The organism is Corynebacterium sp. LK10, assembly GCF_008042455.1.
GTDB lineage: Bacteria > Actinomycetota > Actinomycetes > Mycobacteriales > Mycobacteriaceae > Corynebacterium > Corynebacterium jeikeium_D.
Map to the genome: position 1 here is coordinate 31,376 of NZ_NOVT01000005.1, position 12,980 is coordinate 44,355.

Sequence of the window (12,980 nt, forward strand, 5' to 3'; positions counted from 1 at the left end):
TGGCCGATTGTTCTACTGTCCGGCGGGAGCGACTGCGTTATCCGCAGCGCCTGCTCCTGCGCCAGGACCGTCGGCACCGACCTCACCGACGTCACCTGTGCCAGCGCCAGCGCCAGCGTCACCCTGCTCCTCCCGCAGCGGATTGCGCGGTGGCGGAGCTACGGGCGGCTGGCCGTCGATAGTGAAGGACTCGTTAGCGTGGCCGTTGAGAGTGGAGAACCCGCCCTGGCCATTGTCCTTAATCAACCAGCAGTTCACACTGCGCGAGCCGGCATTGAGCGACTCCTGCGACAATGACGTCCAAAATGGCAGTAGCGTGGAGTTATACAGCGGGTCGTCACCGCCGAGGTAATTCTGCGCGAGAGTCACACACTGTTCCGCGAGCACATCATTTTGCTCCTGGTCAGTGGGGACGTTGTCACCGAAATGGTCGCGGAGATTGACAACTCCCGTCGACTCCATCAGGTGATCTTCCACGCACGGCACCTGGCGGATGGCGCCGTTTTCGTCCAATGTCACGCAGCGGCCGCCCTCGAACACGCGGGACTGGTCCTGCCCGGCCGCAGGACCGGACATGTGCGCCGTGTTGCCGTCTTCATCGACGACCTGGATACCGCACAGGAAGGTTCGGTCACCCTTTTCCCACTGGCTAGGTGAAGGAATGATCGGCGCCGTGATAAATCGACCGTCTGGATCGTACTGGCCGCCCAGGTATTCAGTCACAGTGTTGCGACACACGCCATTTTGCAGAGCCACCAAATTGTCCGCTGTCGGGTAGTTGGCAGTTTTGGCGTATTGCCCCGGATGTTCCTCGTAATCGGCGAGATTCAGTTTCTTGGCGACCTCATAAGCGTGCGGCTGCTCACAGGGCACGACGCGGAAGTCAGAAACATTCAAATCTTCTGCCAGATTCCAGTCCAGACAGTTGCCCGCGGTTGCGCTGGTGAACGCCGTCGTCTCCTTGTCGACGATGGTTGTCGTTGTCGACGATGACGCGCTTGCCGACGAACCCTTGCCCCCAAGTGGCCCACTCGGTGGCTCGATGACTCCCGCTTGCAGCGCGAATGCCATTCCCGCGGCGCCAACCAGCATTGCCGTCGACAAAGCGCGCATTCCCCAGCTTCCACGGGAGTTATTCGAAGCGTTGGCATCGTTGCCGGCTGCGGAGGATGCACCAGCGCTGGCATCTGCGCCAGTACCTGCACCGGAGTCAGTGTCTGTGGCGGCAGCGTGCTCGCGATCCTGGTTCATATTGTCATCAGCCATAGTGACCCCATTGTGCACCGCCAATGAGCCTGTGGACAAGGTAACGCTAAAAGCGACAACGCTGCCATGAGCGTTGATGCCGTTGCAGGGAGCTCAGTCATCGACGCTCTGCCCGAGTTTGCGGTCCAAATTTGCTCAAGAGCTTTAAGCACTACAATAGTCCGGTATTCGTTCGCTACCCGAGGACACGAGTCTTGACCTGGACTGCACTACTCAGCCTGCTGGGCGTCCACATTATTGGTATGGCCTCACCAGGGCCTGACGTCTTCTTAATCCTGCGCCTTGCCACCAAATCCCGAAAGCACGCGATCGCAGCGGTTGCAGGTATCAGTACTGGCGCCACTATCTGGATGACGCTTACCGTTTTTGGGTTCGCAGCTGTCATCACCGCCAATCCTTTGCTGATGGGCGTAATCCAGCTCGTCGGTGGCTGTTATCTCATTTACATGGGCATCAGTATGGCCAAGGCAGGTATCAATACCCTCCGCGAACTGCGCGCCGGTGCCGCACCAGCCCTGGGAAGCGAGGCGCTCCGGTCGCCGAAGGCGACGTTCCGCCAGGGCTTTTTCACCAACATGTCGAACCCGAAGATTGTTCTCTTCCTCACGGCAGTGCTTTCACAGTTCATTCCCGCGGGCGCATCTGTGGGGACGCTCGTGCTTTGTACGCTGGTGCTAATCGCCTCCCAAATCACTTTCTTCCTATTTATCGCGATCGTGGTGTCGACGGATGCCGTCGTCAAGCGAATGGTGCTGGCAGGGCCGTGGATTGACACTGTCGCCGGCGCGATCTTCCTCGTCCTCGGCGCGCTGCTGGTCGCCTCAGGAGCGGAAGCGGCGCTCTAACCCGCGCGTACCTGCTTATCGACGTAAACCAGGTACTCTAGGTAACGTGATTGATCTCAAATTTCTCCGCGAAAACCCTGAAGTAGCCCGCGAGTCCCAGCGCACCCGTGGTGAGGACCCGGCATTGGTCGATCAGCTGCTGGAAGCTGACGCTAAGCGCCGTGAGGTTATTGCCTCCACCGACGCGCTGCGTTCAGAGCAGAAGGGCTTCGGTAAGAAGATTGGTCAGGCGTCGAAGGAAGAGCGCCCGGCCATGCTGGAGAAGGCCAAGGAGCTTTCCGACGCCGTGAAGGCAGCCGAAGCGGAGCAGAAGGAAGCCGAGGCTGAGGTCGAGCGTCTGCAGTACCTGATTGGCAACATCGTTACGGGTGCGCCCGCCGGTGGCGAAGATGACTTTGTCGTGCTGGAGGAAATTGGCGAGATTCCACAGTTCGATTTTGAGCCCAAAGATCACCTGGACCTCGGTGAGTCGCTGGGTCTTATTGATATGGAGCGTGGCGTCAAGGTCTCCGGTTCCCGCTTCTACTTCCTGACCGGTTACGGTGCCATGCTGCAGTTGGCCATGATGAACCTGGCTGCTCAGAAGGCAACTCAGAATGGCTTCCAGCTGATGGTGCCGCCGGTGCTGGTTCGTCCGGAGACCATGTCGGGTACTGGCTTCCTCGGTGCGCACTCCGATGAGATCTACTACCTGCAGGAAGATGACCTCTACCTGGTCGGTACCTCGGAAGTCGCGCTGGCCGGCTACCACTCCAACGAGATTATTGACCTGTCGGAGGGGCCGCGTCGCTACGCTGGTTGGTCTTCCTGTTTCCGTCGTGAAGCGGGCTCTTACGGCAAGGACACCCGCGGTATCCTGCGCGTACACCAGTTCGACAAGCTGGAGATGTTCTCCTACTGTCCGCCGGAGCAGGCGGAGGCAGAGCACCAGAAGCTGCTGAACATGGAGCGCGAGATGCTGGCCGCGGTCGATGTTCCGTACCGCATCATCGATGTTGCTGGTGGTGACCTGGGTGCATCGGCTGCCCGCAAGTTCGATACCGAGGCATGGGTGCCGACGCAGAACACCTACCGCGAGTTGACCTCGACTTCGAACTGCACGACTTTCCAGGCTCGTCGTTTGAAGACCCGCTACCGCGATGCCGATGGCAAGTCTCAGTACTGCGCCACCCTAAATGGCACGCTGGCCACGACGCGTTGGCTGGTCGCCATTCTGGAAAACCACCAGCAGGCCGATGGTTCTGTGGTGATTCCGGAGGCGCTGCGCCCGTTCATGATGGGCAAGGAAGTTCTCGAGCCGGTTAAGCGAGCCGGTTAAGCGAGCCGGTTAAGCAGGTGCGGCCCCGCCCCAGTTCATCCGCGACTTCACGACACCTATGTCACCTCATGCCACCTCCACAGCTGGCATGAGGTGACGCCTGTGTCGTGAAGTGGCTTTTTTCAGGCGTGACTTGTTTAGCTGCGCTAAAAAATTAATTGGGGGATTGAGAAGGTAAAAACACCAGGAAGGTTGAGAGTAGAAACACAACCGAAAACACAACTGAACCAGGGGGATAGCCTCACTCGAGGTGGTAGAGGTTGTGTACAACATTCGGGATTACAGCAATTTTGCTGATGTGTCTTTCACCTGCTGATGTATCCTGCACCGTGATTTAAGCTGCTCCAGCTTTCTTCCACGCAGCCTTCAGCCCAGCTCGGAGGGGCAGGACGAGGCAGGCAGACGAAGCCACGGCCGAAGTGAGGGCAACGCCAGCTCGCACAAATGCTGGATTGAGCTTGGAGTTTTCTTCCGTGAGAATGCCGATCAGCTGAGATGGCGCAATTGTGCTTGCGAGCGCGCCTAGGGACGCAACGCGCAGCGCGTCTTCACGGTCATCTGCCTTGAGCAGCGAAGCAGCTGAAAATCCAGCTCCGACCGTAGAAACCACGAAGGGAAGAAGCAGAGTTTCCTTCGGTGCTGTCTTCTGAACTGCCTCGCCGTTTAGCTTCCATTTGGTGTGGACTTCTGCAGGCAACTGCTTCCAGGACATAGCCAGTGCGACTCCGTGCGCAACCGTCACGGCCGCGGGGAGAAGAGCGGTCGCCTGCAGTGTGCGAGCTGGAATTTCAGAGATAACCTCACCGTCAATATCGTCCGGTCGGACAATCCCCAGCTTGGTCGCTACTGCGGCCCAGTTGATAGACCAGCCAAAACCCAACAGGTGAGGTTGGAGGATCCGCGGGTCGTCCATGTTCCACAGGGAAGCGCGACCGCTTTTGGTAAATACCCGAAGCGGTTTGGAGAGGTACCTGCGCAAGGTGTTTGGTTCGCCAACTTGTTCGGCTACGCAATTTGCGTAGTCGGTCGCCGTTCCCAGCTCTTCGGTCAGGTCCGCGTGGACGTCGTTAAGCTCTTGCAGAAGACTCTCCTGCTCGGCGATGATCGCCTTGCGTTGTGCGTGCGATATGCCGATTTCGCGCAGTTTGTGGTCAATGGCAGTGAGGTAGGTGTTCATTGGGGCTCCTCGGAAAATAGTGCGGTCATGTCGGCGGATAGGTCGATGAAGTCCTGATGCAGTTGCGTGAGTGTTTGCTTTCCTTTGGCTGTCAGTGAGTAGTACTTGCGCGGCGGCCCTTTGGGGGATTCCTCCCAGCGATTGCTAATCAAGCCGTTGGTGGTCAGCCGCGAGAGTAGGGGGTAGACGGTTCCCGCGGGCGCGCTGAGGTGGGGGTAGGCGTTGAGCTTTGCGACGAGTGCCGCGCCATAGAGCTCTTCGCGAGAAATCAGCTTGAGAATGGCGAGCTCAAGTACCCCTTTCTTCAGTTGTGTCTGTGGACGTTTGGGCATAGCGTTGTGCTTTCTTTCCGGCGGTATGGAGGAATCTGCCCAGGCAGAATACTTTTCATACCTAGTACCTTGTAATACCAACTATACGCACAGTAGTTTGTATTGCCAAGTACTGCATGCTTTATACGGCGCGGAGAGGGCAGGGCAAAGAAAATGAGGGGCAATTGCCAGAAGGCAATCGCCCCTCATTCCACCGGGTTAGCTCTATGGAGAACTCGTAACTGCTAGGAAGCGGTTCGGTTCCTATTTAGCGTTCAATTAGATACGCGCATCAAGCCAGGCAATAGCCGTCGCAATGGCCTCGTGCTGTGCCGGCTCGTTGAAGGTCTCGTGGAACTGGCCTTCGAACTCGATCAGCTGCTTGTCGGTGGACGAGATGCCGTTGTACCAGTCGCGCGAGAAGAACGGCGGCACAATCTCATCCTGGCCGCCCATCATGACCAGGGTCGGCTCAACAAAGTCGACGGAGTTGGTGCCGTTGTAGGTGGCGGCAAAAGCCATCTGCTGAGCCATGCCGAGCGAGAGCTTGGAGTTGTTGTACGGATCAGTTTCGTACTCATCACGCACTGCCTGCGAAGAAGAGGTCTTCGAACCCAGCGGGTTGCCAAGCTGAATCAAGTCGCTGCCGGGTAGTGATGGCACGCGCATCTCGGTGCGGTTCGGCACTTCCTTGAGCATGCGAGTGTTGAATGTGGTCATGTCCTGGAATGGCAGGCGCTGGTAAATCGTCGGCTGCGCCTCGCGCTGGACATCGGTCATGGCCTCTGGGGTGATGGTTTCGCCCTCGTCCGTGCCACCGTAGGGGTTGAAAAGAGCGCCACCACCGTTGGCGACAATGCCATCGACACTGCCCGGGTACTTGATGCCGTGGAAGTCCACGGCAAGGCCGCCCATGGAGTGGCCGAGCAGGAAGGTCTTCGTGCTCGGGTTCTCCGCCTTGGCCTTTTCGACGAGCATGTGCAGGTCATCGACAAGCGAGTGGAAATCATCAATATGGCCACGGGCAACTGGGGTTCCTTCGACCTGGCCCGAGTGGCCGTGCCCACGGTGGTCAATGCGGTAAACGTTGTAGCCGGCGTTCAGCAGCTTGCCGGTTACCCACTCGTAGCGACCCAGGTGTTCTGCAGCGCCATGCACGACGACGACAGTGGCTTTGGCATTCGGGATGGTGTTGGACTTCCAGTAAATCTGGGTGCCCTTGCCATCCTGTGAGGTCATGTAGCCGTCGGTGACCGTAACGTGGCGTCCGTCAACCGTAGTGGTTGGTGCCGGGGTGGTGGGCAGCTCGACCATTGCAGTGGACTGCGGGTCGGGAGTTGGTTCCAGCGGGTTCTTGATGAAGTCCGTTGGGGCTGCTGATGCTGCCGGGGTGGCCAGGGCCAAAGTCAGGGCGGTGGTCACACTCGCAGTGAAAATTGATGCGCGACGCATGATTGCTCTTTTCTGTTTTCAATCGAGGAGTGGATGATAGTTATAATAATTTTATTATAACAAACAAGCCCTGAATTTATAATAAAAATAGCCCGGAAAACCGAATAGGTTTTCCGGGCTATTTTTCGGCTCTTACGAGGACTTATTCAGGCTTCGGTGCCTCCTCAGCATCCGTATCCTCGACCCAACCATAGGTGCGCTCAACGGCACGGTTCCACTGGTGGAACAGGCGATCGCGCTCTTCGGCCTCCATCTTCGGACGCCACTTCTTGTCAATCGTGATGTGAGCCTTGACCTCATCCAGGTTCGACCAGAAGCCAATGCCAAGGCCCGCAGCGTATGCCGCACCAAGGGCCGTGGTTTCAATGTTGTTCGGGCGTGTGACAGCGACATTCAGGATGTCGGACTGGAACTGCATGAGGAACTCGTTCATGGTCATGCCACCATCAACGCTCAGCGTTGTGATGTCCGTGTCGGATTCTGCGACCATGGCGTCGAGGACCTCGCGGGTCTGGTACGCAGCAGCCTCCAGCACAGCACGGGCAATGTGGTTTCGGTTGACGAAACGGGTCAAACCGACGATGACGCCACGAGCGTCCGGCTGCCAACGAGGAGCAAAAAGACCGGAGAAGGCCGGCACGATGTACACGCCGCCGTTATCCTTGACGCTCTTTGCCTTGTTCTCAATGGATGCCGCATTCGGAATCATCTGCAGCTCGTCACGCAGCCACTGAACAAGTGCGCCGCCCATGGAGACGGAGCCCTCGAGCGCGTAGACCGGCTTCTCTCCCTCGACCTGGTAGCAGACGGTGGAGATGAGTCCGTGGTCAGACCACTTCGGCTTCTCACCAGTATTCATTAGCATGAACAGCCCAGTGCCGTAGGTGTTCTTGGTGTCGCCCTCGCCGAAGCAGCCCTGGCCGAACATGGCGGCCTGCTGGTCGCCGAGGATGCCAGTAATCGGTCGCTCCGCAAGAGAACCGCGGGCGCGGATACGGCCGAAGTCGCCTACCGACGGTCGGATGTCAGGCAGCATCGACATCGGAATGCCAATTTCACGGCAAATGTCCTCATCCCACTCGAGGGTCTTGAGGTCCATCAGGAGAGTACGGGAGGCGTTGGTGACGTCGGTTGCGTGAACTGCGTCTTCGCCGTTGTCGCCCTCTGCACCACCGGTGAGATTCCACAGCAGCCAAGTATCGATGGTGCCGAAGAGTAGATCGCCAGCCTCAGCCTTTTCGCGAGCTCCCTCGACGTTGTCGAGAATCCAGCGCACCTTCGGGCCAGCTGGGTAGGAGTTGATACGTAGGCCCGTGGTCTCACGCCAGCGGTCAGCGCCTTCATCCCCCATGAGTTCCTTGCAGATCTCATTCGTGCGGGTGTCCTGCCAGACGATGGCATTGTAGACCGGTTCACCAGTGTTCTTGTCCCAGACGACAGTGGTTTCACGCTGGTTGGTGATACCGATGGCATCAATATCCTGGGAAGCAATGTCGACATCGGCGAGAGCTTCGCTGACTACTCGACGAGTGTTGGTCCAAATCTCCTGAGCGTCGTGCTCGACCCAGCCCTCTTCCGGGAAAATCTGCTTGTGTTCCATCTGTGCAACAGTGACGATTTCTGCGTCATGGTTGAAGATGATGCAGCGGGTGGAAGTAGTTCCCTGGTCAATGGCGAGGACGTATTTGCTGTGCGTCATGGGGGATACTCCTAGCGAAATTGTGTGTAAATGTGAGTGTTCAGGCTTGCGATATTTTATTGTGCGATATCTCTCATATTCCCGTTATCCGATGGCAAAGGCAAGAGCGCCTGCAGCCACGGCTGCCAGCATCGGTGCGACAATCGGAACCCATGCATAGGCCCAGTTCGCATCGCCCTTGCCCTTAATCGGGAGCACGAAAGCGTAGGCCAAACGCGGGCCGAGGTCACGAACAGGGTTGATGGCGTATCCGGTCGGGGAACCAAGGGAAAGACCAATCGACACAATGATGAACGAGACACCGAAGTAGGTCAGCGGGCCAAGTTCGCCGCCGGCTGGGCCGAACAGGATGAATGCGAGCAGAACGAAGGTCGCGATGAACTCGGTGACGGCATTCCAAAAGTTATTTGGGTGAACCGGCGCGGTGAAGAAGTTGCCGCCAGTTTCGGCATTCGCATTGGTTGGGTTGCCGTTTTCGTCGACACCATTGGCGTCGAACAGCTGCTTAAAAGCGGCCCATGCCAGGATTGCACCTACGAATGCGCCCAACAGCTGACCTGCAACATAGTACGGAACCAGGTCCCATCCCAGGCTGCCCTTGATGGCCAGGGCAACGGTTACCGCAGGGTTCAAGTGCCCACCGGATACGTCGGCAATAGATGCACCAGCGAAAACAGCCATACCCCAGCCGAAGGCAATGCCCAACCAGCCTGCATTTGCAGCGCGGGTTGTCCGGAGGTTGATAGAAGCACAGACTCCGTTACCGAGGAGGATTAGAATGGCGGTTCCGAAAAACTCCCAGAGGAATGCCTGGGATCCTGTGATTGTCTCCATGAGATGTAGAAACTCTCTGTGAGTCGTGACCGGGCGAGGTCACGATGAATCTTGCAACGTAAATTCTTTGGGTATAAGAAATGCCGGCGAGAACTGATTCTTTTCGCCGGCACTTTTATTTCGAGCCCATTAGCCCCTTGAAGTGCGAAGCCGTTTTCCCAAGAGGGAAAGCTATTTCGTTGTGGCTACAGCGTTGGTGGCCATCTAAGAACTAACTCGTACGGCCACCGGGGGAGGGGAGGGGCAAACTAGCGGTCGAGGCTGACATCGACGTCCGCGCGAGTCTCCACTGCATGAGCAGCAATCTCGTTAGCGGCCTTGTCAGTCAGCTCACGTTCAGCTGCCAGGGTTGCTTCGACACGCTCGATGAAGACCTTGATCTCCTTCTCCATCGTGTCCTTGTCCCAACCCAGAGCTGGGGTAACCAGTTCAGCGGTGGCCCGGGCGCTGTCGACACCGCGGTGTGCGTACTCCATGGAGACACGCAGGCGGCGCTCCAGGATGTCGTCGAGGTGCATTGCGCCTTCGTGAGTCACGGCGTAGAGAACCTCAGCGCGCATGTACTGCTCAGCAGCCTCCAGCGGCTCGAGCAGGGACTTGTCCTCGGCTGTCGGAGCCAGAACCTCGTAGATGAGGGAGCCGTAGCGGTTGAGCAGGTGCTCGACCTGCTTTTCGGTGATACCGAACTGCTTGGCCAGCTCTGCCTTCTGGTTGTTCAGTGCGTGGTAACCATCAGCACCGAGCAGCGGGACATCAGCGGTGACGGACTCCGGCACCTTACGTGGGACATCCTGGACTGCAGCGTCAATGGTATCGGCACCGATGACGCGGTAGGTGGTGTACTTACCGCCTGCTACGGAGACCATGCCCGGAGCAACGTGGGCAACAGCGTGGTTACGGGAGAGGTTGGTGGTGGAGTCAGAGTCGCCTTCCACCAGTGGACGCAGACCCGAGTAGACACCGACGATGTCGTCGTAAGTAATCGGACGACGAACCTTGGCGTTGACGTGATCGAGGATGTAGTCGATGTCAGCGCGGGTAGCTGCCGGGTTTGCCAGGTTCATGGTCCAGTCGGTGTCGGTGGTACCGATAATCCAGTACTCACCCCACGGGATAACGAACAGGACGGACTTCTCAGTCACGAAGGTCATTGCCACCGAGCCCTCAAGAGCGGACTTCGGAATAACAATGTGGACACCCTTGGAGGTGTGGACGCGGAACTTGCCGGTGACGCCAGCCAGCTTCTCAATCTCATCGGACCAAATGCCGGTGGCGTTGACGAAAACGTTGCCGCGGATAGTGGTGGTCGCGCCAGTGTCGGTGTCAAGGAGCTTCGCGCCGACGATGCGCTCGCCTTCCTTCACGAAGTCGACAACCTGGGTGGAGGTGCGGACGTCAGCGCCGAAGTGAGCAGCGGTGCGCAGGACAGTCATGGTGTGACGGGCATCGTCAACCAGAGTGTCGTAGTAGCGAACGCCGCCGACCACGGCATCTTCCTTCAGGCCCGGAGCCTGCTTCAGGGTTCCCTTGCGGGAGTAGTGCTTCTGCATCGGAACCTGCTTGGCGCCACCCATGACGTCGTAAAGGAAGAAGCCCGATGCCATGAACGGACGCTCCCATACGCGGTGAGTCAGAGGGAAGACGAAGCGCAGTGGCTTAACCAGGTGCGGTGCCAGATGCGACATGGACAGTTCGCGCTCGCGCAGGGATTCAGCTACCAGGCGGAAGTCCAACATCTGCAGGTAGCGCAGACCGCCGTGGAACATCTTTGAGGAGCGGCTAGAGGTACCGCCTGCGAAGTCACGAGTTTCAATGACCGCAGTCTTCAAACCACGGGTTGCGGCATCGAGCGCAGCGCCAGCGCCTACAGAACCGCCGCCGATAATGACGACGTCGTATTGCTCGGTACCGAATTTCTCCCAGGTCTTTTCATGCTGTTCCTTGTTTAGAACTGCAGATGGGGCGAGAGATGAAGAGGACGACATTTTCCAATCCTTCCCGGTGGGGGCGTTGATTTTTCGTCGAAGAGAATTTCTCGGCTCACGGCTCAGGTTACCAAAACTTGGCTTACTTGTAAGCGCTAACCTACGGTTGCGTAGATATAAATAATGGGGCAAAAAGTCACGAAAATCGCGCCAGTAATGTTGTCCGATTTTCCGCAGGTAGATGGCTATGTTAATAGAGATTTACTGCTTTTAGACTGAAAGTCAGCTGGCAATGAACCCCCCCATAATGGGGGTATTAAAGATGGCTGATGGGTGGGCAATGGGTGCACGGCGGGCGTGTGGCGTATTTGAGAGGCGATGACTGGAACTGCGCTCGCATTTACACATGAATATGAGCCTGTAACGACATTTATTCACGAGTCTCAGATACCAGTACATATTGCCCCGCTAAGGGGTGCGAAAGATTGTAGAGTAAAGGCCATGTTCAAGGATCCTGTGTACTTAACGATTATCGGATTGGCGCGCACCGTCTTCTTTGCCCAAGGTTTGAAGTTCACCGTTAAGGGCTGGGAAAACGTGCCGAAAGACTCTGGCGCCGTTCTCGTTACTAACCACACCGGATACATGGACTTCACCTATGTCGGTCTTCCATTCCGCAAGCATCGTCGTTTTGTCCGTTTTATGGCGAAGAAGGAAGTTTTCGACCATTCGATTGCAGGCCCAATCATGCGTGCTTGTAAGCACATTCCGGTCGACCGCACCGACGGCTCCAAGTCTTTCGAAGAGGCCTGCGCAAAGCTGGAAAACGACGAGTTGGTAGGCATCTTCCCGGAGTCGACTATCTCGCGCAGCTTTGAAGTCAAGAATCTGAAGTCGGGTGCGGTGCGTATGGCGCAGCGCACCGGCAAGCCCATCATCCCAGTGCTGATTGTGGGATCCCAGCGCGTGTGGACGAAGGGGCACCCCAAGCATCTCGGTCGCAGTAATACTCCGATTCATATTACGGTTTTGCCGCCGTGGACCCCGGAGGGCGATCCGGCAGAGGCCACCGAAAAGCTACACGAAATCATGGATCAGGGTGTCCGTCAGCTCTGGGACGAGTACGCAGCTGAAGAAGGTCCGCTGCCGAAGGGCGCCTACTGGGTACCGGCTCGCCTTGGCGGCGGAGCACCGACTTTCGAAGAGGCCCAGGCAGAGGACCTGAAAGTCGAAGAAGAGCGTCAGCGTATCCGTCATTTGCGCGGTGACCTGGCCGCATTCAAGGAAAAGCTAGCCGAGTCGGCGCGTGAATTCGGCGATAGTGCGCGTGAGTTCGGCGATCAGACCAGGCAGCAGTTCCTCGATGCCTCGCACACGATGAGCGCGGAGTCTGCTCGTCGAAGGGAACAGACGACCGCGCTGTTGGCGCAGTTCCGTCAGTCTGTGGAACAGATGGCTGATGATGTCGTCGCCGGTGCCAAGGAGAGCAAGGAGTCCGTGCGTACTGCCACGGATTCGATGCGTGTGACGTTCCGCGAAGCGTACGTGCAGCTCGAGAAGGCCTCCGCCTCTGGTGTTGAACAGACGCAGCAGACCGTTTACCGTCTTATCGGCCAGTCGATGATGATTCGCGACAAGCTTCCACAGCGCTTGAACAGGCTCATCGCCGCTCAGCCGGAGACGTTTATCTTCGATTACCCCGCATCGCTTGCCGACGACGCGGGCACAATTAGCGAAGAAACTATCAAGGCCTTGCAGCAGCTCGGTGATGTCGGAGCCACAATCGTTGTTCTGCACGAGTCGGGAGATAAGCCGAATCTATCGGCTTTGGAATCGGTTGACCTGCAGGTCGTGGAACTTCCGGAGGGCGCCAGCAAGCTGGACGTCACAAATGCGGTGGTTAGCACGCTGCGCAAGCAGGCTCGCAAGGAAGAAACCGCGATTCTTTTCGCCGGTCGCTCGAACTTTGAGGAAGCTACACAGCGTGTCGGCATGCCGGTAGTTATGGCCGATGCGGACTGGGCCTTGCTGAAGAACGCGGACTGGGTAATTGACACTGTCGAGCATGGGGGAGTAGCCACAACGCTGCAGTTGTTGCACGACCGGTTTTGCGATGACGGTGAAGATGACAACAGTGAGGACGGCAAGTAGTT

The 12,980-nt window shown here is 57.6% G+C and carries 10 protein-coding genes; 3 read left to right on the forward strand and 7 right to left on the reverse strand.

Annotated features, from left to right (window positions below):
- Positions 1–12: 12 nt before the first annotated feature.
- Complete coding sequence (locus CHU70_RS02115) at positions 13–1,266, reverse strand: septum formation family protein (RefSeq protein WP_222865545.1); 1,254 nt, start codon at positions 1,264–1,266, stop codon at positions 13–15.
- Between the two features lie 194 nt (positions 1,267–1,460).
- On the opposite strand from CHU70_RS02115, the gene CHU70_RS02120 reads away from it, so the two are divergent.
- Both CHU70_RS02120 and serS read left to right on the forward strand, forming a co-directional pair.
- Positions 1,461–2,111: a LysE family translocator gene (locus CHU70_RS02120; protein ID WP_070429918.1), complete on the forward strand. Its 651-nt coding sequence runs from the start codon at positions 1,461–1,463 to the stop codon at positions 2,109–2,111.
- 46 nt (positions 2,112–2,157) lie between these two features.
- Complete coding sequence (serS, locus tag CHU70_RS02125; RefSeq protein ID WP_048731242.1) at positions 2,158–3,429, forward strand: serine--tRNA ligase; 1,272 nt, start codon at positions 2,158–2,160, stop codon at positions 3,427–3,429.
- Positions 3,430–3,763: 334 nt separating this feature from the next.
- Here the strand turns inward: serS and CHU70_RS02130 are convergent, their stop codons facing one another.
- The 6 genes from CHU70_RS02130 to CHU70_RS02155 form a co-directional block, all read right to left on the reverse strand.
- Entirely contained in the window at positions 3,764–4,606 is an 843-nt protein-coding gene (locus CHU70_RS02130; protein WP_070549939.1) for a DUF5808 domain-containing protein, read from the reverse strand.
- Positions 4,603–4,938 (reverse strand): PadR family transcriptional regulator, encoded by a 336-nt coding sequence (locus tag CHU70_RS02135; protein ID WP_049190945.1) that lies wholly within the window; start codon positions 4,936–4,938, stop codon positions 4,603–4,605. The genes CHU70_RS02130 and CHU70_RS02135 overlap by 4 nt, the downstream gene beginning before the upstream one ends.
- A gap of 258 nt (positions 4,939–5,196) precedes the next feature.
- The gene (locus CHU70_RS02140) at positions 5,197–6,369 is read right to left on the reverse strand and encodes an alpha/beta hydrolase (RefSeq protein WP_048732793.1); all 1,173 of its coding nucleotides are present in this window, start codon (positions 6,367–6,369) and stop codon (positions 5,197–5,199) included.
- A 142-nt stretch (positions 6,370–6,511) separates the two neighbouring features.
- Positions 6,512–8,068 (reverse strand): glycerol kinase GlpK, encoded by a 1,557-nt coding sequence (gene glpK / locus CHU70_RS02145; RefSeq protein ID WP_048732791.1) that lies wholly within the window; start codon positions 8,066–8,068, stop codon positions 6,512–6,514.
- An 84-nt stretch (positions 8,069–8,152) separates the two neighbouring features.
- Complete coding sequence (locus tag CHU70_RS02150) at positions 8,153–8,902, reverse strand: MIP/aquaporin family protein (protein WP_187401458.1); 750 nt, start codon at positions 8,900–8,902, stop codon at positions 8,153–8,155.
- A 248-nt stretch (positions 8,903–9,150) separates the two neighbouring features.
- Entirely contained in the window at positions 9,151–10,887 is a 1,737-nt protein-coding gene (locus CHU70_RS02155) for a glycerol-3-phosphate dehydrogenase/oxidase (RefSeq protein ID WP_147719415.1), read from the reverse strand.
- Between the two features lie 441 nt (positions 10,888–11,328).
- Between CHU70_RS02155 and CHU70_RS02160 the strand changes: the two genes are divergently transcribed.
- The gene (locus CHU70_RS02160; RefSeq protein WP_070546507.1) at positions 11,329–12,978 is read left to right on the forward strand and encodes a 1-acyl-sn-glycerol-3-phosphate acyltransferase; all 1,650 of its coding nucleotides are present in this window, start codon (positions 11,329–11,331) and stop codon (positions 12,976–12,978) included.
- The last annotated feature ends 2 nt before the right edge of the window (positions 12,979–12,980 follow it).

Excerpts from the sequence above, each read along its gene's own strand:
- CHU70_RS02115 (WP_222865545.1), bottom strand. The coding sequence starts at position 1,266 with ATGGCTGATGACAATATGAACCAGGATCGCGAGCACGCTGCCGCCACA.
- CHU70_RS02130 (WP_070549939.1), bottom strand. The coding sequence starts at position 4,606 with ATGAACACCTACCTCACTGCCATTGACCACAAACTGCGCGAAATCGGC.
- CHU70_RS02135 (WP_049190945.1), bottom strand. The coding sequence starts at position 4,938 with ATGCCCAAACGTCCACAGACACAACTGAAGAAAGGGGTACTTGAGCTC.
- CHU70_RS02140 (WP_048732793.1), bottom strand. The coding sequence starts at position 6,369 with ATGCGTCGCGCATCAATTTTCACTGCGAGTGTGACCACCGCCCTGACT.
- glpK (WP_048732791.1), bottom strand. The coding sequence starts at position 8,068 with ATGACGCACAGCAAATACGTCCTCGCCATTGACCAGGGAACTACTTCC.
- CHU70_RS02150 (WP_187401458.1), bottom strand. The coding sequence starts at position 8,902 with ATGGAGACAATCACAGGATCCCAGGCATTCCTCTGGGAGTTTTTCGGA.
- CHU70_RS02155 (WP_147719415.1), bottom strand. The coding sequence starts at position 10,887 with ATGTCGTCCTCTTCATCTCTCGCCCCATCTGCAGTTCTAAACAAGGAA.
- CHU70_RS02160 (WP_070546507.1), top strand. The coding sequence starts at position 11,329 with ATGTTCAAGGATCCTGTGTACTTAACGATTATCGGATTGGCGCGCACC.